Raw genomic sequence first — 1,035 nt, 5'->3', positions numbered from 1 at the left:
CATCTGTGCGTGCTATTGTTGGTTTATGGCGCTTGGGTATTATGCCAGAAGAAATTCTAAACCATCTAACTCATTTGACTCTGGCGCAAGTATTTGATGCCTTAAGTTTCTATCTTGACAATCAGGGGGAGATTAATGAATACATTGAGCAGAACCAAGTCCCTGATGAATTGGTGCATCCATCTGTAAAGTCTATCTTAGGTTGATCGTGAGGATTATTGTAGCGATTTATACTGATGAAGATGTATCAGGATTGGTTGCTACATTGTTAAAGTCTCGGGGACTAGATGTAACAACTGTTCCTGAACAAGGAACTATTGGCAAGACTGATAGAGAGCAATTGGAATTCGCAACTTCTATAGACAGAGCTCTTTTGACCCATAACCGTATTGATTTTGAACGGTTAAACCTTGAGTATATAAAAGAGGAGAAACAACATTCAGGAATTATTGTTGTGCCCCAGAAAAATGCCTATGAAGTAGCGAGACGGGTTGGCATTTTGGTGAGTATGCTGGCAATTGAGGAAATCAGAAATCAGTTGTTGTATGCGTAAATCCTCGGCGTTGCTGAATTAGAGTATGACTTTACCAAGTAGCGATTGGCCGTAGGCCACGCTACGCGATCGCATCATCACCACCAAGCCCAAATCCCAAAACCACATAACGAACCAGTGAAAAAAAAAACGCGATCGCGGTGAATCCAGCTATTAACCAACAATAGAATTAGCTTTTTCCAAGGGAGTCAGTACTTAATTCCCTAATTCCCATGACCGCTGACCGCTGACCGCTGACCGCTGACCGCTGACCGCTGACCGCTGACTGCTGACCGCTGACCGCTGACCGCTGACCGCTGACCGCTGACCGCTGACCGCTGACCGCTGACCGCTGACCGCTGACCGCTGACCGCTCACCGCTGACTGCTTAAGCTCTACAACAAACCAATGATGCTCATAGTGAATATGCTCTTATCAAAAAAGTCGCTATTGCCAGGTGCCAGGGCAAAGTCAACTACCGACCCTTTTTGCACTGTGCTGGA

General features: G+C 45.7%; 2 protein-coding genes and 2 pseudogenes. 2 read left to right on the top strand and 2 right to left on the bottom strand.

What is annotated here, in order from left to right; all coding sequences use genetic code 11:
* Both F6K38_RS43010 and F6K38_RS43005 read left to right on the top strand, forming a co-directional pair.
* Positions 1–206 (top strand): DUF433 domain-containing protein (locus F6K38_RS43010; protein ID WP_287361047.1); only part of this gene is annotated, 206 nt, incomplete at its 5' end.
* 2 nt (positions 207–208) lie between these two features.
* Positions 209–553 (top strand): DUF5615 family PIN-like protein, encoded by a 345-nt coding sequence (locus F6K38_RS43005; protein WP_287361044.1) that lies wholly within the window; start codon positions 209–211, stop codon positions 551–553.
* Between the two features lie 169 nt (positions 554–722).
* Here the strand turns inward: F6K38_RS43005 and F6K38_RS43945 are convergent.
* Together F6K38_RS43945 and F6K38_RS43940 are read right to left on the bottom strand one after the other, a co-directional pair.
* Positions 723–857, bottom strand: a pseudogene (locus F6K38_RS43945) (hypothetical protein); the annotation flags it as partial.
* Positions 830–910, bottom strand: a pseudogene (locus F6K38_RS43940) (hypothetical protein); the annotation flags it as partial. The pseudogenes F6K38_RS43945 and F6K38_RS43940, both read right to left, overlap by 28 nt.
* Between the last annotated feature and the right edge of the window lie 125 nt (positions 911–1,035).

It is taken from the genome of Moorena sp. SIO3B2 (assembly GCF_010692525.1).
GTDB lineage: Bacteria > Cyanobacteriota > Cyanobacteriia > Cyanobacteriales > Coleofasciculaceae > Moorena > Moorena producens.
The sequence above is the reverse complement of the archived record's forward strand: the minus strand, read 5'-3'. Positions and strand labels throughout refer to the sequence as shown.